Consider the following 23,134-nt stretch of genomic DNA (forward strand, 5'->3'; position numbering starts at 1 on the left):
GAGCTATGTGCCGGATCAGTTGCCGGTGAAGCCCTGGGTCGGACCGGACTGGTCCGCGGTTTTCACCTGCTGGCGATCGCGCATGAAGCGATCGAACTCTTCCTGGTCCTTGGCCCGACGCAGTTCGCGGGCATAGGTGTCGAATTCGGCACGCATCTCGTCCAGACGGCGACGCTCTTCGTCCAGGCGCTCGAGCTCGGCTTTACGCCAGTCGTCGAAGGCGACGTTGCCGGTCGAGCCAGAGGCGGAGTAGCTGTTGGTGCGGCACCAGGCAAAAGCCGTATCTGCCTTGCGATTGGCTTCGCGCTTGAAGTTCTGAAACTTCTCGCCAAACAGGATGTAGGCGAGCATGGCCAGACCGAGCGGCCAGAAGACCATGAAGCCGAGCACCATCAGGGCGACGGTTGCCGGAGTCCAATCCGGCCGAAGCAGTGCTGACTGGTTCATCATCGATAACCTCGTTCTCGCGGGCGGCGGAATGCCGTCCGATGGTTTCGATGTGGGAAATGCGCAGGCGGGCTTCAAGAAAGAAGCGGACCCAATCGGAGAACCGACTGAATCCGCTTCTTAAATTCGGATTGTCAAAAGTATCAGAGAGCCTTGCCGCCCTTGATGACGCGCTTGACCGGTGTCTGCGCCTTGACGTTCTTGGTGTGCGTCTTGGCAAACTGGACGATGCGCGGCGCGATCTCGCGGCGGAAGCGCGAGCCGTTGAAGACACCGTAGTGGCCGACATCCGGCTGCATGTAATGCAGACGCATATGGTCGGGAATATTGGTGCAGATCGTCTGTGCGGCCTTGGTCTGGCCGACGCCGGAAATATCGTCGTTTTCGCCTTCGACGGTCAGCAGCGCCACGTTGCGGATGGCCGTGGTGTCGACGCGCTTCGTGCGGTGCATCATCTCGCCCTTCGGCAGGGCATGTTTGATGAAGACGGTGTCGACTGTCTGCAGGTAGAACTCCGCCGTCAGGTCCATGACGGCCAGATACTCGTCGTAGAAATCGCGATGCTTCTCGGCCGAGTCTCCGTCGTTCTTGACGAGGTGCATGTAGAAGTCCTTGTGCGCGATCATGTGACGATCGAGGTTCATCGACATGAAGCCGGAGAGCTGCAGGAAGCCCGGATAGACCTGGCGCATGAAACCGGGCTGTGGCCACGGCACCTGCATGATGACGTTGTCTCGGAACCATTCGAGCGGCTTGTCCTGCGCCAGCTGGTTCACGGCGGTCGGATTGATGCGGGTATCGATCGGGCCGCCCATCAGCGTCATCGATGACGGGGCGCAGGTATCACCATCCCCTTCCATCACGGCAACGGCCGCCAGAACCGGAACCGAAGGTTGGCAGACGGCAACTACATGAGTATCCGGACCCAGGTGATGCAGCATCTCGATGACATAATCGATGTAATCATCGAGATCGAAATCGCCCTCGGTGACAGGCACCATGCGCGCGTCGATCCAGTCGGTAATGTAGAGGTCGGCGCTCGGGAGCAGTGCCTCGACAGTGCCGCGCAGCAAGGTGGCGTAGTGGCCGGACATCGGCGCGACGATCAGGATGCGCGGGCCCTTTTCCGCTCCAGCCGGGAGGTGGCGCTTGAAGTGGATCAGATCACAGAAGGGGCGGCGCCAGACGATCTCTTCCTCGACCGCAACATTCTCGCCTTCTACCGTCGTCGTTGGCAATCCGAAGGCCGGTTTGCCATAGCGACGGGTCACGCGCTCGAAAACCTCGAAGCCTGCTGAGAAGGACCGACCCACGACCGTGTGGGACCATGGGTTCAAGGGGTTCTTCCAGGCAAGGTTCATGGCATCAGCCGTCGCCCGGAAGGGTGCCATGAATGCATGGTTGAGTTCGTAGAGCTGATAGAACATGGGTTCTGCACCTTTGTACCGGACCAAAGTCGTCCGCGTTCATTCGCTACACTAACAGACTTTGTGCAACGCAAAAGCCCGGATTTCTCCTCGCGAGCTTGGCACCAAAAGCCTCAGGCATCCGATGATGTTCCAAAAGACTTAAGGTTCCCTCCCAGGACGCAGTTAATCAACGTTCACTGTGTTCAACCGAATGTGCGCTCCCTACCCTTTCCGAGGCTTGCGAATTGATGTTTGTTCCATGCGTCGTCCCAAGACATAAATGAAGGAACATCATGACCACCAGCAATCACCGTACGTCTGAATACAATGTCGATCCGATCTTCCTCGATCGCTGGTCGCCCCGCGCCTTCGATGGCAGCACCATGCCGAAAGACGACTTGCTTACCATCCTGGATGCCGGCCATTGGGCACCCTCCGCCTTCAACTACCAGCCCTGGCGCTTCGTCTATGCACTGAAGGGCACACCTGCCTTCGACAAATTTCTCGACATCCTGAACGAGTTCAACCAAGGCTGGGCCAAGACTGCTTCCGCGCTTGTTTTCGTTTTCTCGGACACCTTGAGCCGCCCGGCCGACGGGTCGGAGCCGAAGCCCTTTCGCAGCCACAGCTTCGATGCGGGTGCCGCCTGGGGACTTCTTTCCCTGCAGGCGGTCAAGTCCGGCTACTTCGCGCACGCGATGACTGGCTTTAGTTTCGACCGCGCGCTTTCTGAACTCGGTGCGCCGGAAGGGTTCCATGTCAACGCCGTCGTTGCGATCGGCAAGCCGGGTGACAAAAGCGTGCTTCCTGAAAGCTTGCGCGCCCGCGAGGCACCGAATGATCGCAAGCCGTTGGCGGAAGTCGCGCTGGAAGGCGGCTTCTGAGCGCTGCATTAATGGTTTCACGTGAATCACGTTAACCAACTGCGCCATCAAGTCTGTTGAAAAGCAAAAGGGCCGCATGTTTGCGGCCCTTTTTCGCATCTCCGCTTCAGCGGTTAGATGTCCAGATTGGCGACGCTCAAGGCGTTGTCCTGGATGAATTCGCGGCGCGGTTCGACTTCGTCGCCCATCAGGCGCGAGAAGAGGCCGTCGGCATCGGTCGCATCATTGACCTTTACCTGCAGCAGCGAACGGACGTTCGGATCGAGCGTGGTTTCCCAGAGCTGCTCGGCGTTCATCTCGCCAAGACCCTTGTATCGCTGCATCGACAGGCCCTTGCGGCCCGCTGCGAAGATCGAGTCCAGAAGGGCCCGCGGACCAGACATATCGCTGCGGCCATCCTTGCGGGTCAGCACGGGCGGCTGCGAATAGATCTCGCGCAAGCGGGCCGACATCTGGTCCATATGGCGGGCATCGGCCGAGCCGATCAGCGCCACGTCGACAGAGGCCACTTCCTTGACGCCGCGCACCATGCGCTCGAAGCGCAGGCCGCCTTCATCGGTGACGAAACCTTGCCAGCCGCGCTCGGTGTCTTCAGCAATCATGTCCAGACGGCTCGCCACCAGAGCGGCCGTGGCTTCGGCCTGCTCGCGGTTGCCCGTCAGTTCGGGATTGAGCGCCCCGGCGATCGCTGCCTGCTCGATGACATTGCGGTTGTAGCGGGAATGAAGGCCGTCGATCAGGGATCGCAGGCGCAGCGCATCCTGGATGACATCGCGCAGGTCCTGTCCGGCACGGACTTCGCCATTGGCGAGAGTAAGCGTGGCTTCCTCGAGACCCATGGTGATGAGGTAATCCTCGAGGGCCTTTTCGTCCTTCAGATACTGCACCGACTTGCCGCGCGCGACCTTATAGAGCGGCGGCTGGGCGATATAGAGGTGTCCGCGCTCGATCAGCTCTGGCATCTGACGGAAGAAGAAGGTCAAGAGCAGGGTTCTGATATGCGCGCCGTCCACGTCAGCATCGGTCATGATGATGATCTTGTGGTAGCGCAGCTTGTCGGCGTTGAACTCGTCCTTGCCGATCGAGGTGCCAAGGGCCGTGATCAGGGTTCCGATTTCCTGGCTGGACAGCATCTTGTCGAAACGGGCGCGTTCGACATTCAGGATCTTACCGCGCAGCGGCAGGATGGCCTGGCTTTCACGCGAACGGCCCTGCTTGGCGGAGCCACCTGCGGAGTCACCCTCGACGAGGAAGAGTTCGGATTTGGCCGGATCGCGCTCGGAGCAGTCTGCCAGCTTGCCCGGCAAGGATGCGATGTCGAGAGCGCCCTTGCGGCGGGTCAGTTCACGAGCCTTGCGTGCTGCTTCGCGGGCGACAGCCGCTTCGACGACCTTGCCGACCAGGATCTTGGCTTCCGTCGGATGCTCTTCGAACCAGGTGCTCAGCGCCTCGTTGACGAGGTTTTCGACGACCGGGCGGACTTCCGAGGAAACGAGCTTATCCTTGGTCTGGGACGAGAACTTCGGATCCGGAACCTTGACGGAGAGAACGGCGGTCAAACCTTCGCGGCAGTCTTCGCCCTGCAGCGTGACCTTTTCCTTCTTGGTAATGCCGGACGTATCGGCATAGGAGGTCACCTGGCGGGTCAGCGCCGCGCGGAAGCCGGCCATATGGGTGCCGCCATCGCGCTGGGGAATGTTGTTGGTGAAGCAGAGCACGTTCTCGTGGTAGCTGTCATTCCACCACATGGCGACTTCGACGGTGATGCCGTCCTTCTCGCCCTTGATCGCGACCGGCTTGTCGACCAGCGGCTTCTTGGAGCGGTCGAGATAGCGGACAAAGGCTTCGAGGCCGCCGTCATAGAGCATTTCTTCCTGACGGATGTCGGACTTGCGCTTGTCGGTCAGAAGGATGCGGACGCCGGAGTTCAGGAAGGCGAGTTCGCGCAGACGATGCTCGAGCGTTCCGTAGTCGAATTCGGTCTTGGTGAAGGTCTCCGGGCTCGGCAGGAAGGTGACTTCCGTGCCCGACCGGCCTTCGTAGTCGCCCGTGACCTTCAGCGGAGCATCGGCGACACCGTGGGTGAAGCTCATCTCGTGGATCTTGCCGGAGCGACGGATCTTCAGGCTGAGGCTGACGGAAAGCGCGTTGACCACCGAGACGCCGACGCCGTGCAGACCGCCCGAGACCTTGTAGGAATTCTGGTCGAACTTGCCGCCGGCATGCAGCTGGGTCATGATGACTTCGGCAGCGGACACGCCCTCGCCGGTATGGATATCGGTCGGGATGCCGCGTCCGTTATCGGTCACGGTGACGGAGCCGTCCGGGTTGAGGGTGACGGTCACGATATCAGCATGCCCTGCCAGCGCTTCATCGATCGCGTTGTCGACGACTTCGTAGACCATGTGGTGCAGGCCGGAACCGTCGTCGGTGTCACCGATATACATGCCGGGGCGCTTGCGGACAGCGTCCAGTCCCTTCAGAACCTTGATCGAATCCGCGCCATATTCGGCCGGTTCACCATTTTCCGCGATCGGCAAGTCGGTCATTCAGCAATCTTTCCAGTCAATTCTCAAAGGCCCGGCTGATCCGAATCAGCAGCTTCAAGCGTCCCGACTATATGGGTTTTGGCCTGAGTTCCAAAGGCGAGGGCGTCGTTTCTCGTGGATAGACAGGGCTTTTCAACCCCTTCAAGGCCGTTTTTTGGCGCTATCCAGAATATCCTGCATCTGTCGTATCACATCCGGTGACAGGTGGCGAATCAGCTTTGCCAGATCGTTGGCAAACGCGGTGTATTCCGGCTTCATGCCGGCGGTATCGACGACCACTTTGGGATCGGATCGCCCGGCCACGGAAAAAAGCTCTTCGGCCTCGTCCCAGATGATGTTGAAGTAGCCGGCCACCCGCTGGAGAAAGTCGAAGTTCGGCAGGCCGCGTTTGCCGTGCTCCAGCGCCGAAAGATAGGCGGGTGAAACTCCGATCGCCGCAGCCATCTCCTTCTGGGAAACGCCCTTTCGTTCCCTGAGCTGTCGAAGCGCGTCGCCGAAGGGTGTCATCAGCGCTCCTGACCGCGGCGAGAAAGCCGCACGTAGAGAGCGCCTTCCCCGCCATGCTGGCGGGCCGCCGGTTCATAAGACGAGATCAGAAACCGAAATTCGGGCATGGCGAACCACAGGGGAACCGCGCGCTTCAAGGCTCCTTCGCTGCCAAGCGAACTTCCCTTGCCCGTAATCACCAGCACGTGCCGCAAGCCGCGCTCATGAGCTCGGATAAGGAAGTCGAGGAGCATGCCATGCGCTTCGCTCTGGATGAGGCCGTGCAGGTCTATCCGCGCTTCGAGCGCCAGATGACCGCGTGACAGCTTGCGCTTGACCGGTTTTTCCAACGGATGATGCAGATGCTGCGTGCGTTTGCGCTCGGCTTCGGTACCGCCGGTCGAGGAAGGCAGCGCAGCTCTGTTCAGCGCAGGCACATCCTTTTCTTCGGGCGGGGCTTCGAATTGATCTTCGAAGGCCAGAAGCTCTTCCATGCGCCCGGGCATGGGGCGGGTCGACCGCGCGACCTTGCCCCAGAGAATGCGATCTTCCGGATTGAGCTTTGGTCCACCCGACACTCAAACAAACCTCTCTGCCGCCTGTTTCGGGATCAGTATATAGAAGTCGGCCGCGTTGCGCACAGCGCCGGCCAGTTCTCCCGCCTGATCTCCCGAACCGGTGAAGATGTCTCCTCGAGCGGGACCGACAATCGCCGATCCCGTGTCGAGTGCCATCATGGTGCGGGCAAAGTCCCTGCCCCCATCCATGTGGGTCAGGCCCCTGGCGTGAATGAAGAAGGGAAAGCCGAAGGTGTGGATCTGACGATCGACGGCTAGCGACCGCCCGGCAATCAACGGCACCTTGGCTGCTGCGATGGGGCCACGGGAGAGATCATCGACCTCCGCTTCTCGGAAGAAGATGTAGGATCTGTTGTGCCAGAGGATCTCGTCGACGCGCTCGGGATGGGCAGCAAGCCAGGCGCGGATGGATTGCATAGAGATCTCTACCTCGGAAATCTCGCCGAGGTCGATCAAGAGGCGACCGATGCCTGAGAAGGGATGTCCCGCTTTCGCGGCATATGTGATGCGTCGCAACCTTCCATCGGGGTAGCGCAGTCGGGCCGCACCCTGCACATGGGCGAAGAAGACATCGACCTTCGACCGAGCCCAGGCGATCTCGAGGCCCCTGCCCTCAAGCCAGCCTTCGTCGATCGCGCGGCGATCCGGATAGGGCGCGAGCCCCGAATCCGTTTGCAGAGCGAAAGCATAGGCGGGATCGAAACCACTGGGACGGTTGCTCTCGTCGATGTCGACCAGATCGCGGGGGCGGCGATAGAAGGGATGGCGGTACGCGTCGTCGCGCCGGTCGCTGACCGCGACTTCCGGCTCGTAGAATGCGGTAACCAGACCTGAGGCAGTCTCGCGCGGTTCAATCAGAAACGGTCTGGTTTCGCGTTCAAAGAAAGAACGCGCCTCGTCGGCGCCTGCAGGCTTTGTCTCGCCCGCTCGTTCCAAAAGCGCCAGCAGATCATCGGCGGTCAGACCGAGAGCACCGGCCTTATACGGCTTGACCGACTGCAGGTAAGTCCGGCAGTCGGCCATGGCATCCCACAAGGGAGACGGATCATCTGAGCGCCAGCCGGGCAGATCGTCGAACGACACCGGCTTCAAGCGGCAAGAGGATGCGACACTCATTGTTCCGCTTCGGTCGCGATCAGCTTCCAGTTCGGATCGCGAGAGCGGACATCGCGTGCGAAGGTCCAGACGTCGTTGACTTCAGACACCGCCTCGGAATCGCCGTCGATCATCGTGCCGTCCTTGTCGTAGGTGGCAGTGATCAACTGGCTGATGATGCGAACGGTGACCTGCTCTTCGTTGTCACGGGCAGAGGCCTGTGTGATCTCGGCTTTCTCGATGCCGACAAAGGTCGACTTCACACTCTCACCACGGCTTTCGCGATCGGCGATGGCGCTTTCGAAGCCGTCGAACACTTCACGCGAGAGCAGACCCTTCAGGGTTTTGCGGTCGCCGTCGGCATAGGCCATCACGATCATCTCGTAAGCGATCTTCGCACCGTTGAGGAACTCCTTCGGATTGAAGCTCGGATCGTGACGAAGCAGTTCGCGCAGCTGGTCGTTCAGCGGCGTTCCAGCCGGTGCATAGGCATCGATTGCGGTGAAACGCTCTTCGCCTGTCGCTTCTTCCCGCCGCGGGAGGGTGACAACCTTGCCATCATCGCGGGTCGCGCCCTTCGGCAGGTCACGCTGGGCAAAAGGATCGAATGGCGGTTTTTCATGACCCGTGCGGCGTCCAAGCACGCTGCGAAGCTGAAAGAAGATCAGCACCGCCGCGACCAGGAAGAACAATGTAACGAAATCGCTAGATCCCATGAATACCGCCAGGCTTGATTGAATTTGATTTTTCCATCTCCCATATAGTCTCCAGCGCCGCATCATTCAAATGGCGCAATGCATTCTTTGCATCGAGTAAGCGCCGACTCTTGCGATATCCGGATCACAAAGGCGTTTGGAGCAAGCCATGCGCCTTCCCCTGGTGCTTTTCCTGATCGCACCACTCATCGAGATCGCGAGCTTCATCATTGTCGGGCAGGCAATCGGTGTGTTGCCGACGCTTGCTCTCATCGTGCTGTCGGCCGTCGCCGGCGTTGCCCTGCTTCGCTTTCAGGGCGCGGGCATCCTGCGTCGGCTTCAGAGCGAAGCCCAACGCGGCGTCGATCCGGGGCGGGAACTGGTGCATGCCGCGCTTCTCGTCGTTGCGGCCTTCCTGCTGATCGTGCCCGGCTTCTTCGGCGACATCATCGGCATTCTGCTCTTCCTCCCCTTCATCCGCGATTTCGCCTGGCGGCTGATCAAGCCGCGCATCGTTGTGAGCCGCGGCTTTGCCGACGGTGGTTTCCGGACCGCCCGGCGCCCTGATGACAACGTCGTCGATCTCGGCGATGACGAGTTTCAGCGCGAGCCTGGCAGCCAGCCGGGAAAGCCTGATTCGCCTTGGCGAGATCAGCGCATTGGTCGCGAGTAAGCGGCTCCGCCATCCGGCGCCCAGGGTTGTAAGGTCAAGTCTCAGATGTTAGATGGCGTTAGCAATTCATCTTCAAGGACACGCCCTATGGCCGACAACACTCAGGGAACGACTTCTCCGTCCCTCAATATTCTCGCCCAGTACATCAAGGATTTCTCCTTTGAAAATCCGGGTGCACCGCGGTCGCTTCAGGCCCGTGACAAGGCGCCGGCCATCAACATCAATGTCAACGTGAATGCCAATCCGCTTTCGGATACTGACTTCGACGTCGTGCTGGCCTTGAACGCTGAGGCCAAGGACGGCGACAAGGTCGTTTTCGTCACCGAGCTGATCTATGGCGGCGTCTTCCGCATCTCCGGCTTCCCGCAGGAGCACATGCTGCCGGTCCTCTTCATCGAGTGCCCGCGCCTGCTGTTCCCGTTTGCACGTCAGATCATCGCCGATGCCACCCGCAATGGCGGCTTCCCGCCGCTGATGATCGACCCGATCGATTTCGCGCAGATGTTTGCTCAGCGCGTGTCGGAAGAACAGTCGCGCGCCAAGAACCAGGCCGCTCCGAACTAAGACGCGTTCCGCAGTCTTGTATGAGAAAGGGCCCTCAAGCGGGCCCTTTTTTCATGCGCTGTATTTCGACCAGATCGCCTTGCCTCCGAGGCGTGCCACCAGTCGTCCGTGACCCTCGGCCTCGACGGCAGAGAGACGGGCCGCAAGCGGTCTCGGCCGCTCGTAGCTGATCTCGATGACTTCCGTGATCTCGGTGGTCTGGCGCCTGTTGTCCACACTCGTCAGACCGAGCGCCGCCTGGCGACCACCCAGCATCTCGATATAGACTTCGGCCAGCAATTCGGAGTCGAGCAGAGCGCCGTGTTTGGTACGATGCGAATTGTCGATGCCATAGCGACGGCAAAGCGCGTCCAGCGAGTTGGGGCCCATCGGATGCTTGCGGCGAGCCAATGCCAGCGTGTCGATGACCATGTCGGCCGGAACTGGCGGTATGCCTAGGCGGTCGAATTCCGCGTTGATGAAGCCCATGTCGAAGGTGGCGTTGTGGGCGATCCACTTGGCACCGTCGAAGAATTCCTGAAGTTCAGCCACGATGCCCGCGAAGGAGGGCTTGTCCTTCAGGAATTCGTCCGTGATGCCGTGCACGGCCAGCGCGTCCGGATGCACCTTCCGATCGCCTGGATTGATATAGACGTGAAATGTCCGGCCGGTCGGGAAGTGGTTCATCAACTCAATGCCGCCGATTTCGATGACGCGGTCGGCCTTGTTGTCGAGGCCCGTCGTTTCCGTATCGAAAATGATCTCACGCATCTTTAGCTCGCTCCGCCTGCTCGCCCAGTTTCTTCAACAGGGTTTTGACCTGTGACCGTGCCATGTCAATCCCATGGCCGGTGTCGATCACATAATCTGCACGCGCACGCTTCTCCGCATCCGGCGTCTGCCGGGACAGGATGAGCTCGAACTTCTCCGGCGTCATGCCGGGGCGGGACAGAACCCGCTGCCTCTGCACGGCCGGCTCGCAGCTCACCACCACGATCTTGTCGACTCGGCGATCAGCCCCCGTTTCGAAAAGAAGCGGGATGTCGAGCACCACGACCTTTTTCCCGAGCGCCCGCTGCTCATCCAGAAACGCCTTCTCTCTGGCCCGCACCAACGGATGAACCACCGCTTCGAGGTCAGCAAACTTAGCCGGATTCTTCGCCAGATTCTCGGAGAGCTTCTTGCGGTCCACCACGCCATCGACAATGACATCCGGGAACATGGCGCGGATCGGCTCAACAGCGTCTGACCGGTAGAGATCATGCACGACCTGGTCGGCATCGTTGACGGGAACCCCTTCATCGGCAAACAAGGTCGCCGTCGTGGTCTTGCCCATTCCGATCGATCCGGTCAGCCCAACAATAATCATACATGGGCCTCGATATCATCGAGAACAAGCTGCCGAAGTTCCGGCGTCACCTTAGGTCTCTGACCGAACCATTTCTCGAAACCCGGAACCGCCTGGTGCAGCAACATGCCCAGTCCATCGACGGTCGCCAGCCCGACCTCTTGCGCCTGCGCAAGAAACGGGGTGACGAGCGGGACGTAGACGATGTCGGTTACCAGCGCGTTCGATTTCATCTTGTCGAATGCCAGGTGTGGCGCCTCCGCGCCGTCCATGCCCAGGGACGACGTGTTGACGAAGAGGCCGGCGCCATCGAGCAGACCATCCAGTGCCTCCATTCCATGCGCATGCAGCGGCGCTCCGAAACGATCGACCAGTTCACGTGCGCGATCCACCGTCCTGTTCACTACATGGATCTCGGAAATGCCGCGGTCTCGCAGGGACTGGAGGATGGCCCGGCTGGCGCCCCCTGCCCCGAGCACGACGGCACGCTCGGCCTGGTCCCAGCCCGGATGTTCCGCGTCCAGGTTCGAGACGAAGCCGATCCCGTCCGTGTTGGTGGCAAAGACCTTTCCCTCTTCCAGCCAAAGGGTGTTTGCAGCCCCCAGTTCTTCGGCCGGGGGATCCACGTGATCCGCCAACTGGCACGCGGCCTCCTTGTGCGGGATCGTGACATTGCCGCCGCAATAGGCGCTTTTCTGCTGCCTCAGGTCCTCGATGAAGCGACCGAAATGCTCCGGTTCGACCGCGACTTTTTCATACTCGCCCTCGAGTCCCAGCTCTCTCAGCCAGTATCCGTGGATCAATGGTGATCGGGAATGCTTGATCGGGTAGCCGGCGACAAAAGCACGCCGCGGAAATGTTTCACGTGAATCACGCATGGTTAATTCCATAGTCACGAAGGGCGGCCAGAAGCGGAAGGAGCGGCAAGCCGAGGATGGTGAAATAGTCTCCGGCTATCGCATCAAATAGCTGGATTCCCTCACCCTCCAGCTGATAGCAGCCAACGCTTGAGAGAACCGCATCGCCATTGCGTTCGAGATAGTCATCGAGGAAGGCATCCGAGAATTCGCGCACTTGCATGCAGGCGCGTGACACCTCGCTCCAAACCAGATCACCATCTCGGATCAGGCAGACCGCGCTGTTCAGAAAGTGCGCCTTGCCTCTCAACGTCTTCAATGTCTCACGGGCTTCCTCTCTCGAGGACGCCTTGTGGAAAATCCGGTCGCCGAGTGACATCGTCTGGTCGCACCCAATCACGTAGGCGCCGGGATTGCGCCGAGAAACTTCGATGGCTTTGGCGAGCGCGAGATGTTTGGCAACCGAGACCGGGTCTCTTTCATCGGTTGGCAAGCCTTCTTCGATGGCGCGCTCATCCACATCGGCCGGCGCTGCTTTAAACTGCAAGCCGGCATTCTTGAGAAGCGCCTGCCGCGTCTTGCTGCCGGACGCCAGGATCAGAGAGGAGACCATGATAGAGACCTTGAATATGGCAATCGCTCTGGATTAACGCGGCTTGGGACGGAGGGCAACAATCGCCGCAGCGGTCTCCTCGATCGAGCGCCGTGTCACGTCGATGACCGGCCAGTTGTTGCGAGCACACAGCGCGCGCGCATATTTAAGCTCCTCGGTGATGGACGCCCGGTCGACATATTCACTTCGATCATAGCCCGGCGTGTTCCCCAGCACCCTGTTCTCGCGCACCTGGGAAATGCGATCCGACGTCGCAATCAGCCCAACGACGAGGGGACGCGTCGCTTTCAACAGGCCGTCCGGCAAAGGCACGCCGGGGACGATCGGAAGGTTCGCCGTCTTGATCCCCCTGTTGGCGAGATAGATGCTGGTCGGTGTTTTCGAGGTCCTGCTGATACCGATGATCACGACATCCGCTTCGTCATAATCTTCAGGTGCCTGGCCATCATCATGATCCATGGTGAAATTGAGCGCTTCGATGCGCGCGAAGTATTCGGCATTGAGCACATGCTGCGCACCGACGCGACCGCGTGAGGGCGCGCCGAGATAGGCCTGAAACTTTTCGATGATGGGGGCCAGCACATTTACGCAGGGCAATCCCAGTTCATGGCAGCCTGTCTCGATCAGTGCTGCAAGATCGCCGTCGACGATGGTGTAAAGGACGATTCCCGGCTCGCGGTCGAGCGCATCGAGCAGCGCCTTGATCTGCTTCTTGCTGCGGATCAGCGGATAGACATGTTCGATGGCATTGGTGCCGCGAAATTGCGCTGCCGCGGCTCGCCCCGCTGAAATGAGAGTCTCGCCGGTTGAGTCAGAAATCAGGTGGAGATGGAAGAAGTTTTTCCGGTTCTCCACGTTGTTCACCGCGCCCTGTTGATTGTTTGGGATAAGGAGAGGTAGCGGCGAGCGGGCGATCTTCGCAAGAGGAAAAGTGGCGATTTATCCACAATGGCTCCTCGTGTTGGCACCCTCCGACAGGGGATGTGGATAGTGGTGACGATCTTGAATCACTCGCAGAGTGTCGACTCCCGATCCCCAGTTAAGGGATGAATTTCTGTGACGAGAAGCCTCTGGAATCGCGGGTTAATTTCGGGTTATCCCCATAATCCCAGAGTTGCCGGGAGCCGACATGCGGCGCGTTGGTCTGATCATGATCGGACTGGAAGAAGTTGTGGTCCGGGATTAATCCTTGATAGTCAGAGACTCTTAGAAATAGAAGAAGAGTCTATATATCTTTTCTTTATTGAAAGGGCTTGAGCCTTGAGCACGCCGAACCGGAAAGTCCTGGACGTTTTGAATGGGAAGACGGTGACGCCGCCTCCCATTTGGCTCATGAGGCAGGCAGGCCGCTATCTCCCGGAATATCGTGAAACGCGGCAGAAGGCCGGGAGTTTCCTCGATCTCTGTTATTCGCCGGAGTTCGCGGCAGAGGTGACGCTGCAGCCGATCAGGCGCTACGGCTTCGATGCAGCCATCTTGTTTTCGGACATTCTGGTCATCCCGGACGCCTTGCACCGCAATGTGACCTTTACCGAGGGTCATGGTCCACGCATGGATCCGATCGATGCGGACGGCATTGCCAAACTGTCTCCTGAAGGTGTGATGGATCACCTGAAGCCCGTGATCGAGACAGTGGGCCGTCTTCGCGCCGAGCTTCCCGCTGAAACCACGCTGCTCGGCTTCTGTGGTGCGCCCTGGACTGTGGCGACCTATATGATCGCGGGCCACGGGACGCCGGACCAGGCCCCTGCCCGGCTCTTCGCCTATCGCTATCCCGAAGCGTTCAAACGACTTCTCGATTTTCTCGCTGAGGTTTCGGCCGATTACCTGGTGGCCCAGATCGATGCCGGTGCGGATGCCGTTCAGATCTTCGATTCCTGGGCGGGCGTCCTCGGTGAGGCGGAGTTTGAAGCTTTCGCGGTGCGGCCGGTTCGCCGGATCATCGATCTTGTCAAATCGCGGCGGCCTAACGCCAAGGTGATCGCTTTCGCCAAGGGTGCTGGGATCCTCTTGAGGAGGTATCGGCAGGACACCAATGCCGATGCGATCGGGCTCGACTGGTCGGTGCCATTGAGCTTTGCGGCGGAGCTGCAGAAGGATGGACCTGTCCAGGGTAACCTCGATCCGATGCGGGTCGTTGCCGGCGGTGCGCCGCTCCGGGAAGGCATCGATGCGATCCTGCAGGCGCTGGGCAATGGACCCCTGATCTTCAACCTTGGCCACGGGATTACGCCGCAGGCCGATCCCCAGCATGTCACGGAGCTCGTGGCGCAGGTTCGGAGCTTCGGCTGACCATGGAGAAGCAGATCGACGCGCGGCCAGGCCAGCAGGCTGCGAAGAAAGCGGCTACCGCGCTGATCTTCTTCGGCCTGGTCGGAGGCGGCATCATGCTGGCCGGTCCGGATGAGGCCTATCCGTGGATCAAGGCGCTTCACATCATCGCGATCATCTCATGGATGGCCGGGATGCTCTATCTGCCCCGGTTGTTCATCTATCATTCTGATTGCGATCCCTCCTCCGAGCAGGCACGGACCTTTGCGGTGATGGAAGCGCGGCTGATGAAGGTGATCATGAACCCGGCCATGGTGGTGTCCTGGGTGCTCGGTCTTTACCTCGCCTGGCAGGTCTTTGCATTCCAGGGCGGATGGCTGCATGCCAAGATCGCGGCGGTGATCGCGCTTTCGGGTGTGCATGGCTATTTCGCCAAGGCGGTGAAATCCTTCGGTCGGGGTGAGTACATCAAGACGCCGCGCTATTGGCGCATGATGAATGAAGCGCCGACCCTCCTGATGATCCTGATCGTGGTCCTCGCCGTCGTGAAGCCGTTCTAAGCGCAATCGCCGCGGTTCGTATTATTTTCGTGAGCGCGGGCTTTTCACTTGCGGTCGAATCCCCGAGTCGCTATTTTCGCGCCACTCCCTCTTTTGGCTTGCGTATTATTCAGTCATTTGCGGCCTTCGCGATCGTACCGAATTCCACCAGCTCGCCGTTCTCCTTGAAAATTCTATCTGACGTGGTCCCTCTTCATGGCTGAAATGAAGCTACAAGAACTCAAAAGCAAATCGCCGACCGATCTCCTGACCTTTGCCGAATCGCTCGAAGTCGAAAACGCGAGCACGATGCGCAAGCAGGAGCTCATGTTTGCGATCCTCAAGATGCTGGCGAGCCAGGATGTGGAGATCATCGGCGAGGGCGTCGTTGAAGTGTTGCAGGACGGCTTCGGCTTCCTCCGCTCCGCCAATGCCAATTATCTTCCGGGTCCGGACGATATCTACATCTCCCCCTCGCAGATCCGCCGCTTCTCTCTGAAGACAGGTGACACGGTTGAAGGCCCGATCCGGGGTCCGAAGGAAGGCGAGCGCTATTTTGCCCTTCTGAAGGTCAACACCATCAATTTCGAGGATCCCGAGAAGATCCGTCACAAGGTCCACTTCGACAATCTGACGCCGCTCTATCCGAACGAGCGCTTCAAGATGGAACTCGATGTTCCGACGTCGAAGGACCTTTCCTCGCGCGTCATCGATCTCGTTGCCCCCCTCGGCAAGGGCCAGCGCGGTCTGATCGTTGCACCGCCGCGTACCGGTAAAACGGTTCTGCTGCAGAATATCGCGCATTCGATTACCGCGAACCATCCGGAATGTTACCTCATCGTTCTCTTGATCGATGAACGCCCGGAAGAAGTGACCGACATGCAGCGCTCTGTGCGCGGCGAAGTCGTTTCCTCCACCTTCGATGAACCGGCTGTTCGCCACGTTCAGGTGGCAGAAATGGTCATCGAAAAGGCGAAGCGTCTTGTCGAACACGGTCGTGACGTTGTTATCCTGCTCGATTCGATCACCCGCCTCGGCCGCGCCTACAACACCGTCGTGCCGTCTTCGGGTAAGGTTCTGACCGGTGGTGTCGATGCCAACGCGCTGCAGCGTCCGAAGCGCTTCTTCGGTGCAGCCCGTAACATCGAAGAAGGTGGCTCGCTGACGATCATCGCGACGGCCCTCATCGATACCGGCAGCCGCATGGACGAAGTCATCTTCGAAGAGTTCAAGGGCACCGGTAACTCGGAAATCGTCCTCGATCGCAAGGTTGCGGACAAGCGCATCTTCCCGGCGATGGACATCCTGAAGTCCGGCACCCGTAAGGAAGACCTGCTCGTACCGCGTCAGGACCTGCAGAAAATCTTCGTCCTCCGCCGTATCCTGGCACCGATGGGAACGACCGATGCGATCGAGTTCCTGATCGACAAGCTCAAGCAGACGAAGAACAATGGCGACTTCTTCGACTCGATGAACACCTGATCCTCCCAGCGGGAGCTGGCGTCAGGGCGTGGCTGAGGGTTCTCACGTGACCGCTCATTCCCAGACAATATTCGCCTTGGCTTCTGGTGCATTGCCGGCCGGAGTTGCTGTCCTGAGGATCAGCGGCCCGGCCGCTTTCATGATGGTCAACGCACTGGTTGGTGACGTACCGGCACCAAGGCAGGCAGCATTGCGAACCATCCGGAGCGCAGACGGCGCCTTCCTCGATCGCGGACTGGTTCTGGTGTTTCCCGGCCCTCAGTCGTTTACCGGCGAGGATTGCGCAGAACTTCACCTGCACGGCGGCCGCGCTGTCGTCACTGCCGTTCTCAATTCCTTAGCCGGATTCTCCGGCGCTCGGATGGCCGAAGCCGGTGAGTTTTCCCGTCGGGCTTTCGAAAACGGCAAGATGGATCTGCTCGAGGTTGAAGGTCTGGCCGATCTCCTGGCGGCCGAGACCGAGATGCAGCGACGATTGGCGAGCGAGCAAGCGAGCGGCCACCTGTCCAGTCTCTACGATGACTGGCGAGAAAAACTGATCTTTGCCCGCTCCATGCTGGAGGCCGAGCTCGACTTCAGCGACGAAGGTGACATCCCTGGGTCTGTTTCGAATCGGATATGGAACGAAGTTGCGCTCCTGAAGCAAGAGGTCGACAAAGGCATTCAAGACCTGCGGGCTGGCGAGATTATCCGTGATGGCTTCAAGGTCGCCTTGGCGGGGGCGCCCAATGCCGGAAAATCGAGCCTGATGAACGCCTTGGCACAGCGTGATGTCGCGATAGTTACGCCAATCGCTGGGACAACACGGGATGTTGTTCGCTGTGAACTCGATATCGAAGGATATAAGTTTGAGCTCTACGACACCGCTGGGCTGAGAGAGACAGCCGACGTCATCGAACAGGAGGGCATTCGGCGCGCCATGAGGACGATCAGCGACGCAGATTTGGTTCTCGAGCTTACGGATATGTCCGCAGCTGTCAGAGGTGATCCGATTGGCATTGATCGGCCTGTTATCAGGGTGGGTACAAAGCTAGATGTTTTGAGCGAGGCTCGTGGAGGTGCTTGTGACTTCGATGTCTGCTTGTCCTCAGTGAGTGGCGAGGGATTGGAGGAGCTTCGCTCTCGCCTTCTGCGGGCAGTGCGCGAGAGCACGAACGTCGCAAGCCTTGCAATTCCAAGTCGTTTGAGGCATGCAGAGCGCCTTCGCTCCGCATCTGCACATTTACAATCGGCTCTTCAGAACGAGATGAGCCCGCTTGAGCTTCGAGCCGAAGATCTGCGATTAGCCTCGATGGAGCTGTCGCGCATGACTGGTCGAATCGATACCGAAACGCTTTTGGGTAAGATCTTCTCCGAATTCTGTGTCGGCAAGTGATTCACGTGAAACAGGCTACTGAACATGGTCGGAATACAGTTTGACGTCATCGTTGTGGGTGGCGGCCATGCCGGAACAGAGGCTGCCGCTGCATCTGCGCGCATGGGTGCGAGAACCGCGCTGGTGACGCATCGTGCCGATACGATCGGCGTGATGTCCTGCAACCCTGCGATTGGCGGCCTGGGCAAAGGTCACCTCGTTCGTGAGATTGACGCTCTCGATGGCTTGATGGGCCGGGCTGCCGACATGGGCGGTATCCAGTTTCGCATGCTGAACCGCAAGAAGGGCCCGGCAGTGTGGGGGCCTCGCACCCAAGCTGATCGAAAGCTCTACCGTCAGGCCGTGCAGCAGCTTTTGTCGGAGACACCGAATCTCGAAATCATCGAAGGTGCGGTGAACTCTTTCATTCGTGACTCGTCCGAAATAAAAGGAGTTCACCTCGAGGACGGGCGCGAGCTCCGGGCATCTGCGGTGGTGTTGACCACCGGAACGTTCCTGAATGGTCTGATCCATATCGGCGACAAGAAGATCCCGGCGGGCCGGGTTGGCGAGGCCCCTGCCCTTGGTCTTAGCGGCGACCTTGCGGCCTTGGGCCTGAAACTTGGACGTCTCAAGACAGGCACGCCTGCACGGCTGGACCGAAAGACAATCCGCTGGGACGGTCTGGACGTTCAGGAGGCGGACGCGGACCCTATTCCCTTCTCCTTCATGACGGAGCAGATAACGACCCCGCAGATTGCCTGCGGCATCACGCGTACGACCGAACGTACGCATCAGATCATCCGGGACAATATCCATCGCTCCGCCATATATTCCGGGCAGATCGAAGGTGTGGGCCCACGTTATTGCCCGTCTATCGAGGATAAGATCAACCGTTTCGGTGATCGCGACGGTCACCAGATCTTCCTTGAACCGGAAGGCCTGGACGACGACACGATTTATCCCAATGGCATCTCCACTTCCCTGCCGGAAGAGGTGCAGGAGCTCTTCATCCGCTCGATCCCCGGGCTTGAAGATGTTCGGATCCTGCAGCCTGGATACGCGATAGAGTATGATTATGTGGACCCGCAGCAGCTTGACCTCTCTCTGGCGGTCAAGGGCGCGCGTGGCCTCTATCTCGCAGGCCAGATCAACGGGACCACGGGATACGAGGAAGCCGGTGCCCAGGGCTTGGTCGCCGGAATCAATGCGGCCCGATATGCCGGCGGTCAGGACAGTGTGCGGCTCAGCCGAACGGATTCCTATATTGGCGTCATGATCGATGACCTCACATCCCGCGGTGTCGCCGAGCCTTACCGGATGTTTACGTCGCGAGCAGAATATCGGCTGTCATTGCGCGCAGATAATGCGGACATGCGACTTACCCCGATTGGTATCTCTATTGGCTGTGTTGGCCCCGACCGTGCGTCGAAGTTTTCGACGTATGCGGCGCAGCGGACGGGCCTTTATGAACGCCTTGGGTCGCTCATGGCTTCCCCAAATGAAATGTCGGCCGTCGGCGTCAGCGTCAACCAGGATGGCCGGCGGCGATCCGCGCGCGAGATCCTGTCCTATCCGGAAATCGGTTGGGCTGATGTGGTGCGCGTGTGGCCGGAACTTGCCGCCGAGAATGGCAAGATCGCCGAAGCCGTTGAGATCGACTGCCTCTACTACGTCTATCTCGAGCGGCAGGCCTCGGACGTCGCCGATGTGCGCGCAGAAGAGAATCGCGAAATCCCACGTGATTTCGACTATCTCGCTCTTTCGGGACTGTCCAATGAGCTGAAGGCAAAGCTCACTGCGCAGCGCCCCTTGAACGTCGCTCAGGCTGCGCGCATCGAAGGCATGACTCCGGCTGCGGTTGCGTTGCTGGTCGCGCATCTCCGGAAAAATACAAGTAAATTGGCTTCTTGATATGAAGATCGACAGTAGCGCCTACGGCATCCATGTTTCACGTGAAACGCAGGAGCGCCTCAACCGTTTCGCCGATCTTTTCATGAAGTGGGCGCCCCGCATCAATCTGGTCGCACCCTCAACGCTTGAGCAAGTGTGGACCCGGCACATCATAGACTCGTTACAAATCCGGAACATTGTGCCGCAGCCCGGCCGCTGGATCGATATCGGCAGTGGTGGTGGTTTCCCTGGGATTATCACCGCCATCAGCCTTGCAGAATATGGCGACGGGTGGATTGATCTCGTGGAAAGCAACAACAAGAAATGTGGCTTTCTCCGCGTCGCGCTCACAGAAGTAGGCGGGCGCGGTGCGGTCCATCCCCTGCGGATCGAAGAGGCAACCAAGAAGCTTCAGGCACCTGACTTTGTTTCAGCCCGGGCGCTGGCGGAGCTTGATGCACTCTTCGCCTATGTGTTCCCCTGGGCGCAAAACAATCCCAACATCCGCTTTATCTTCCACAAAGGCCGGGATTATCAGGCAGAGATCGATAAAGCGCGTGGTCGCTGGGACTTCGATCTGATAAAACATCAAAGCGTCGTCGAGGCAGATTCCGTCATCCTGGAGATCGCCTCCCTGTCACGCAGGGTTTAACCGCTTCGGGTGCCATATGAATCTCGAGAAAAACCGTATCATCACCATCGCGAACCAAAAGGGTGGCGTGGGGAAAACGACGACGGCCATCAATCTTGCAACGGCCTTGGCCGCCATTGGTGAGCGCGTGCTGATCGTGGACCTGGACCCGCAGGGCAATGCCAGCACCGGTCTCGGTATCGACCGCCGCGATCGTCGGCTGTCGTCTTATGATGTGCTGATCGGGACCCATTCCATTACCGAAGCAGCGCTTGAGACGGCGGTGCCAAACCTGTCCATCGTGCCTTCGACGATGGACCTCCTCGGCTTCGAGATGGAAATCTCCCAGCAGGCGGATCGCGTGTTCCGGCTGAAGAAGGCTCTGAATCTCGATGATGCGCGCTCCTTCAGCTATGTGCTTCTGGATTGCCCGCCGTCATTCAACCTTTTGACGATGAACGCCATGGCAGCAGCCCACTCGGTGCTGGTGCCCCTGCAATGCGAGTTCTTTGCGCTCGAGGGCCTGAGTCAGCTGCTTGAGACGATCAACCAGGTTCGTCAGACGGTCAATCCAACGCTCGATATCCAGGGCATCGTGCTGACTATGTTCGACTCGCGCAACAATCTCGCCCAACAGGTGGTGAGCGACGTCCGCGAGCATCTTGGGGAGAAGGTTTACACGACGCTGATCCCAAGAAACGTGCGGGTGTCCGAGGCGCCGTCTTATGGTAAGCCGGCTATCCTTTATGATCTGAAGTGTGCAGGCAGCCAGGCCTATCTGCAGCTGGCTTCCGAGGTCATTCAGCGCGAACGGCAGCGTAAGGCAGCCTAATCTTCGTATAAGGGTGTGAGTATGAGCGAAGACGTATCGAAACGCCGCCTCGGTCGCGGTCTGGCAGCACTGATCGGCGAAATGGATCAGCCGGTTCCAGTTGGCGAAACCAAGCCGACGGTGAACCCTGACCGCACCGTTCCGATCGAATTCGTCGCTCGTAGCCCTAAGAACCCACGTCGCTACTTCGACGAGGCCGAATTGCAGGATCTCGCCGGTTCGATCCGGCAGCATGGTATCGTGCAGCCCGTGGTAGTTCGTACGGTCGGCAACGATCGCTATGAGATCATCGCCGGCGAGCGCCGGTGGCGCGCTGCCCAACTCGCCGGCTTGGTCGAAATTCCGGTCATCGTGCGGGATGTCGACGATCGCACCGCTCTTGAGCTCGCGATCGTTGAAAACGTGCAGCGCGCGGACCTCAACCCTCTCGAAGAGGCGCTTGGTTACGAGCAGTTGATTGCCGAGCACGGCTATACCCAGAACGACCTTGGCGAAATCATCGGCAAGAGCCGGAGCCATGTGGCCAATAGCCTGCGCCTTCTGAAGCTCCCCGACCCCGTGCGTGACATGCTGGCCGACGGTAGTCTTTCTGCTGGTCACGCGCGCGCTTTGGTCTCGACGCCCGATCCGGTGATGCTCGCCAAGACCATAGCGCAAAAGGGTCTTTCCGTTCGCGATGCGGAGAAGCTCGCGCAGAACCACATCAAGGCGCAGCAGGAACCCACACCAGCAGAAGTTCGGGAGCCGAAAGATTCAGACACCATCGCGCTCGAGCGTAGCCTCTCCGATCGCCTGGGTCTTTCTGTCGCGATCAACCACAAGGGTGGTGGCGGTCAGCTGAAGATCAATTACAAGACGCTGGACCAGCTGGAAGAGATCTGCCGCCTGCTCGAGGCTCGCTGATCAGCCGCGGCGATTGCGCCGCGCGGATTGAAGCGTCGTTGCCAGAAGGGTCTGGATGGCCAGATTGTCTTCGAGCGACGCATTCTGCCTGCTCTGCAGAACCGCCGCATTGAGCCTAGAGCTTTCACGCCCCAGGTCGGAACTGTTCCAGTTCCGTAACGCTTTCTCGATGATCGGCTTGCGTTTGAAATGGATGCCGCGGCCCAGCGTCTGGAGTACCTGCGCCGGTTGCTGGCTCTTCTCTTCCATCTCCAGACGCATGGCCTCCAGCAACTGAATCTGTTTCATCGTTCCCTGCAGGACCAGGAAGACAGCCGTCTTGGACGAGATGACTTTCTGGATTGCATGCAGAAAGCCGTCGGGATCACCGGACAGTACGGCGTCTACAACCTCGTCGGTCGACACGGCGCTGGCATCGCCGACGATATCCAGGACGTGGCGCTCGTCGATCAGCTCGTCGTTCATGCAATAGAGAACGAGCTTCTGGATCTCGTTGCGCGACGCAATACGATCACCGCCGATGGACTCGAGCAGCAATTCTCGCGCTGCCGGTGTGATGCGGAGATTCGCGGCGGCGAGTTCGGCGTCGATCAGGCCATTCAAGGCCCGCGCGTCATCCTGGTAGCAGGCGATACAGGCCACGCTCCGCTCGGATTCCGCGACTTTCCGTAGAGCCGAACCCTTCTTGAGATCGCCGGCCTCAATGAGGAGATAGCTGCCTTCCGGTGGCTTTGCCGCAAGATGCGCGAGGCCGTCGACCAGTTGTTTCTCATTGGCTGCGCTGCGCACCCAGATGAGTTTTTCGCCGCCGAAGAGGCCGAATGCATTCATCTCATCGATCAGCCGGCCTGGGTCCGACTGGATGTCGGACGCGTCGAGCCGGATCAGCGCAAACCCGTCCGAGAGATCGACACCCGTTGTGGCAGCAAGAGCCGAGGCCCGTTCGGCGACCAGCCCACGATCCGGTCCATAAATAACAAAGAGCCGGTAATGCCTGGCCGACTTGGCCAGGAAGCCTTCAAACTCGTGAGATTTGATCTCCGCCATGATCG

24 protein-coding genes are annotated in these 23,134 nt (G+C 59.5%); 11 read left to right on the forward strand and 13 right to left on the reverse strand.

Going from position 1 to position 23,134, the window contains the following annotated elements; all coding sequences use genetic code 11:
- Nucleotides 1-15 precede the first annotated feature (15 nt).
- The gene (locus tag FAA86_RS06330) at nt 16-447 is read right to left on the reverse strand and encodes a DUF2852 domain-containing protein (protein ID WP_136539102.1); all 432 of its coding nucleotides are present in this window, start codon (nt 445-447) and stop codon (nt 16-18) included.
- Nucleotides 448-590: 143 nt separating this feature from the next.
- On the reverse strand, nt 591-1,874 hold the full coding sequence (locus FAA86_RS06335; protein WP_136539104.1) for a polyhydroxyalkanoate depolymerase: 1,284 nt from the start codon (nt 1,872-1,874) through the stop codon (nt 591-593).
- Nucleotides 1,875-2,149: 275 nt separating this feature from the next.
- Here FAA86_RS06335 and FAA86_RS06340 point away from each other — a divergent pair, with 275 nt between their 5' ends.
- Entirely contained in the window at nt 2,150-2,740 is a 591-nt protein-coding gene (locus FAA86_RS06340) for a nitroreductase family protein (RefSeq protein WP_136539106.1), read from the forward strand.
- Between the two features lie 113 nt (nt 2,741-2,853).
- Here the strand turns inward: FAA86_RS06340 and gyrB are convergent, their stop codons facing one another.
- The 5 genes from gyrB to FAA86_RS06365 form a co-directional block, all read right to left on the reverse strand.
- Entirely contained in the window at nt 2,854-5,289 is a 2,436-nt protein-coding gene (gene gyrB / locus FAA86_RS06345; RefSeq protein WP_136539108.1) for a DNA topoisomerase (ATP-hydrolyzing) subunit B, read from the reverse strand.
- Nucleotides 5,290-5,430: 141 nt separating this feature from the next.
- On the reverse strand, nt 5,431-5,796 hold the full coding sequence (locus tag FAA86_RS06350; RefSeq protein ID WP_113459137.1) for a helix-turn-helix domain-containing protein: 366 nt from the start codon (nt 5,794-5,796) through the stop codon (nt 5,431-5,433).
- Nucleotides 5,796-6,353 carry a Smr/MutS family protein gene (locus tag FAA86_RS06355; protein ID WP_113459136.1) on the reverse strand — a complete coding sequence of 186 codons (558 nt, stop codon included), beginning with the start codon at nt 6,351-6,353 and terminating at the stop codon, nt 5,796-5,798. Before FAA86_RS06355 ends, FAA86_RS06350 begins: the two co-directional genes overlap by 1 nt.
- Nucleotides 6,354-7,469 carry a murein transglycosylase A gene (mltA, locus tag FAA86_RS06360; RefSeq protein WP_136539110.1) on the reverse strand — a complete coding sequence of 372 codons (1,116 nt, stop codon included), beginning with the start codon at nt 7,467-7,469 and terminating at the stop codon, nt 6,354-6,356.
- Nucleotides 7,466-8,164: a Tim44/TimA family putative adaptor protein gene (locus FAA86_RS06365; protein ID WP_136539112.1), complete on the reverse strand. Its 699-nt coding sequence runs from the start codon at nt 8,162-8,164 to the stop codon at nt 7,466-7,468. The genes mltA and FAA86_RS06365 overlap by 4 nt, the downstream gene beginning before the upstream one ends.
- Before the next feature lie 148 nt (nt 8,165-8,312).
- On the opposite strand from FAA86_RS06365, the gene FAA86_RS06370 reads away from it, so the two are divergent.
- Nucleotides 8,313-8,816, forward strand: coding sequence for an FxsA family protein (locus FAA86_RS06370; RefSeq protein ID WP_136539114.1), 504 nt, complete (start codon nt 8,313-8,315; stop codon nt 8,814-8,816).
- 87 nt (nt 8,817-8,903) lie between these two features.
- A complete protein-coding gene (gene secB, locus FAA86_RS06375; protein WP_113459132.1) occupies nt 8,904-9,380 on the forward strand; it encodes a protein-export chaperone SecB in 477 nt (158 codons plus the stop codon).
- A 51-nt stretch (nt 9,381-9,431) separates the two neighbouring features.
- Here secB and dnaQ read toward each other — a convergent pair whose 3' ends face one another.
- From dnaQ to FAA86_RS06400, 5 genes are read right to left on the reverse strand one after another with little or no spacing between them, the layout of a single operon-like run.
- On the reverse strand, nt 9,432-10,130 hold the full coding sequence (gene dnaQ, locus FAA86_RS06380; RefSeq protein WP_136539116.1) for a DNA polymerase III subunit epsilon: 699 nt from the start codon (nt 10,128-10,130) through the stop codon (nt 9,432-9,434).
- The gene (coaE, locus tag FAA86_RS06385) at nt 10,123-10,728 is read right to left on the reverse strand and encodes a dephospho-CoA kinase (protein ID WP_136539118.1); all 606 of its coding nucleotides are present in this window, start codon (nt 10,726-10,728) and stop codon (nt 10,123-10,125) included. Before coaE ends, dnaQ begins: the two co-directional genes overlap by 8 nt.
- Nucleotides 10,725-11,585: a shikimate dehydrogenase gene (locus FAA86_RS06390; protein WP_136539120.1), complete on the reverse strand. Its 861-nt coding sequence runs from the start codon at nt 11,583-11,585 to the stop codon at nt 10,725-10,727. Before FAA86_RS06390 ends, coaE begins: the two co-directional genes overlap by 4 nt.
- The gene (locus tag FAA86_RS06395; RefSeq protein ID WP_136539122.1) at nt 11,578-12,177 is read right to left on the reverse strand and encodes a Maf-like protein; all 600 of its coding nucleotides are present in this window, start codon (nt 12,175-12,177) and stop codon (nt 11,578-11,580) included. Before FAA86_RS06395 ends, FAA86_RS06390 begins: the two co-directional genes overlap by 8 nt.
- Before the next feature lie 33 nt (nt 12,178-12,210).
- Nucleotides 12,211-13,032, reverse strand: coding sequence for a pyruvate, water dikinase regulatory protein (locus FAA86_RS06400; RefSeq protein WP_136539124.1), 822 nt, complete (start codon nt 13,030-13,032; stop codon nt 12,211-12,213).
- Nucleotides 13,033-13,437: 405 nt separating this feature from the next.
- Here FAA86_RS06400 and hemE point away from each other — a divergent pair, with 405 nt between their 5' ends.
- The 8 genes from hemE to FAA86_RS06440 all read left to right on the forward strand — a co-directional run bounded on the left by hemE (nt 13,438) and on the right by FAA86_RS06440 (nt 22,082).
- Nucleotides 13,438-14,469 carry a uroporphyrinogen decarboxylase gene (gene hemE, locus FAA86_RS06405; RefSeq protein ID WP_136539126.1) on the forward strand — a complete coding sequence of 344 codons (1,032 nt, stop codon included), beginning with the start codon at nt 13,438-13,440 and terminating at the stop codon, nt 14,467-14,469.
- Between the two features lie 2 nt (nt 14,470-14,471).
- Entirely contained in the window at nt 14,472-15,008 is a 537-nt protein-coding gene (gene hemJ, locus FAA86_RS06410; RefSeq protein ID WP_136539128.1) for a protoporphyrinogen oxidase HemJ, read from the forward strand.
- 195 nt (nt 15,009-15,203) lie between these two features.
- Entirely contained in the window at nt 15,204-16,469 is a 1,266-nt protein-coding gene (gene rho / locus FAA86_RS06415) for a transcription termination factor Rho (RefSeq protein WP_113459126.1), read from the forward strand.
- Nucleotides 16,470-16,515: 46 nt separating this feature from the next.
- Nucleotides 16,516-17,844 carry a tRNA uridine-5-carboxymethylaminomethyl(34) synthesis GTPase MnmE gene (gene mnmE / locus FAA86_RS06420; RefSeq protein WP_136539130.1) on the forward strand — a complete coding sequence of 443 codons (1,329 nt, stop codon included), beginning with the start codon at nt 16,516-16,518 and terminating at the stop codon, nt 17,842-17,844.
- A gap of 24 nt (nt 17,845-17,868) precedes the next feature.
- Nucleotides 17,869-19,737: a tRNA uridine-5-carboxymethylaminomethyl(34) synthesis enzyme MnmG gene (gene mnmG / locus FAA86_RS06425; RefSeq protein ID WP_136539132.1), complete on the forward strand. Its 1,869-nt coding sequence runs from the start codon at nt 17,869-17,871 to the stop codon at nt 19,735-19,737.
- 1 nt (nt 19,738) lies between these two features.
- Nucleotides 19,739-20,368 carry a 16S rRNA (guanine(527)-N(7))-methyltransferase RsmG gene (gene rsmG, locus FAA86_RS06430; RefSeq protein ID WP_136539134.1) on the forward strand — a complete coding sequence of 210 codons (630 nt, stop codon included), beginning with the start codon at nt 19,739-19,741 and terminating at the stop codon, nt 20,366-20,368.
- 16 nt (nt 20,369-20,384) lie between these two features.
- Nucleotides 20,385-21,179: a ParA family protein gene (locus FAA86_RS06435; protein WP_113459122.1), complete on the forward strand. Its 795-nt coding sequence runs from the start codon at nt 20,385-20,387 to the stop codon at nt 21,177-21,179.
- A 21-nt stretch (nt 21,180-21,200) separates the two neighbouring features.
- Nucleotides 21,201-22,082, forward strand: coding sequence for a ParB/RepB/Spo0J family partition protein (locus FAA86_RS06440; RefSeq protein ID WP_136539136.1), 882 nt, complete (start codon nt 21,201-21,203; stop codon nt 22,080-22,082).
- Here FAA86_RS06440 and holA read toward each other — a convergent pair whose 3' ends face one another.
- Nucleotides 22,083-23,129 carry a DNA polymerase III subunit delta gene (holA, locus tag FAA86_RS06445; RefSeq protein ID WP_136539138.1) on the reverse strand — a complete coding sequence of 349 codons (1,047 nt, stop codon included), beginning with the start codon at nt 23,127-23,129 and terminating at the stop codon, nt 22,083-22,085. It lies immediately after the preceding gene.
- Nucleotides 23,130-23,134: the final 5 nt, after the last annotated feature.

It is taken from the genome of Rhizobium rosettiformans W3, from assembly GCF_004912135.1.
Lineage (GTDB): Bacteria > Pseudomonadota > Alphaproteobacteria > Rhizobiales > Rhizobiaceae > Allorhizobium > Allorhizobium rosettiformans.

Bases quoted from the DNA above. Each gene is read 5' to 3' on its own strand.
- mnmG (WP_136539132.1), top strand. From the start codon at position 17,869: ATGGTCGGAATACAGTTTGACGTCATCGTTGTGGGTGGCGGCCATGCC.
- FAA86_RS06390 (WP_136539120.1), bottom strand. From the start codon at position 11,585: ATGCGTGATTCACGTGAAACATTTCCGCGGCGTGCTTTTGTCGCCGGC.
- FAA86_RS06440 (WP_136539136.1), top strand. From the start codon at position 21,201: ATGAGCGAAGACGTATCGAAACGCCGCCTCGGTCGCGGTCTGGCAGCA.
- FAA86_RS06435 (WP_113459122.1), top strand. From the start codon at position 20,385: ATGAATCTCGAGAAAAACCGTATCATCACCATCGCGAACCAAAAGGGT.
- FAA86_RS06365 (WP_136539112.1), bottom strand. From the start codon at position 8,164: ATGGGATCTAGCGATTTCGTTACATTGTTCTTCCTGGTCGCGGCGGTG.
- FAA86_RS06395 (WP_136539122.1), bottom strand. From the start codon at position 12,177: ATGGTCTCCTCTCTGATCCTGGCGTCCGGCAGCAAGACGCGGCAGGCG.
- rho (WP_113459126.1), top strand. From the start codon at position 15,204: ATGGCTGAAATGAAGCTACAAGAACTCAAAAGCAAATCGCCGACCGAT.
- FAA86_RS06350 (WP_113459137.1), bottom strand. From the start codon at position 5,796: ATGACACCCTTCGGCGACGCGCTTCGACAGCTCAGGGAACGAAAGGGC.
- FAA86_RS06330 (WP_136539102.1), bottom strand. From the start codon at position 447: ATGAACCAGTCAGCACTGCTTCGGCCGGATTGGACTCCGGCAACCGTC.
- coaE (WP_136539118.1), bottom strand. From the start codon at position 10,728: ATGATTATTGTTGGGCTGACCGGATCGATCGGAATGGGCAAGACCACG.
- FAA86_RS06340 (WP_136539106.1), top strand. From the start codon at position 2,150: ATGACCACCAGCAATCACCGTACGTCTGAATACAATGTCGATCCGATC.
- dnaQ (WP_136539116.1), bottom strand. From the start codon at position 10,130: ATGCGTGAGATCATTTTCGATACGGAAACGACGGGCCTCGACAACAAG.
- mltA (WP_136539110.1), bottom strand. From the start codon at position 7,469: ATGAGTGTCGCATCCTCTTGCCGCTTGAAGCCGGTGTCGTTCGACGAT.
- secB (WP_113459132.1), top strand. From the start codon at position 8,904: ATGGCCGACAACACTCAGGGAACGACTTCTCCGTCCCTCAATATTCTC.
- FAA86_RS06370 (WP_136539114.1), top strand. From the start codon at position 8,313: ATGCGCCTTCCCCTGGTGCTTTTCCTGATCGCACCACTCATCGAGATC.
- holA (WP_136539138.1), bottom strand. From the start codon at position 23,129: ATGGCGGAGATCAAATCTCACGAGTTTGAAGGCTTCCTGGCCAAGTCG.
- hemJ (WP_136539128.1), top strand. From the start codon at position 14,472: ATGGAGAAGCAGATCGACGCGCGGCCAGGCCAGCAGGCTGCGAAGAAA.
- gyrB (WP_136539108.1), bottom strand. From the start codon at position 5,289: ATGACCGACTTGCCGATCGCGGAAAATGGTGAACCGGCCGAATATGGC.
- FAA86_RS06335 (WP_136539104.1), bottom strand. From the start codon at position 1,874: ATGTTCTATCAGCTCTACGAACTCAACCATGCATTCATGGCACCCTTC.
- rsmG (WP_136539134.1), top strand. From the start codon at position 19,739: ATGAAGATCGACAGTAGCGCCTACGGCATCCATGTTTCACGTGAAACG.